The organism is Bacillus sp. SIMBA_026 (genome assembly GCF_046535335.1).
Taxonomy (GTDB): Bacteria; Bacillota; Bacilli; order Bacillales; family Bacillaceae; genus Bacillus; species Bacillus velezensis.
Genome location: NZ_JAWRWX010000540.1, coordinates 1 through 230, shown reverse-complemented (window position 1 = coordinate 230; position 230 = coordinate 1). Strand labels below are relative to the sequence as shown.

General features: G+C 35.7%; 1 protein-coding gene. It reads left to right on the top strand.

Annotation, left to right across the window (positions count from 1 at the left end; genetic code table 11):
- Nucleotides 1-217: YckD family protein (locus tag SB847_RS22465; RefSeq protein ID WP_410578995.1), on the top strand; the 217-nt coding region annotated here is incomplete at its 5' end.
- Nucleotides 218-230 lie beyond the last annotated feature (13 nt).

The window sequence follows — 230 nt, the reverse complement described above, 5'->3', positions numbered from 1 at the left end:
AGTAAAATTAACAACAGAACAACAAAAACAAATCGAAAAGCTTGAGCAGCAAATTCTTTCGAAACGAAAAGAAGTCATTGAGAAATATGTTCAGTATGGTGTGTTAACAAAGGAACAAGGCACACACATCACGAAACGAATGGATGAACATTACAATCACTTAAAAAATAACGGATTTGTTCCACTACTGAAAAAACCACAGCACCATCGACCATAATGATGAAACCGGC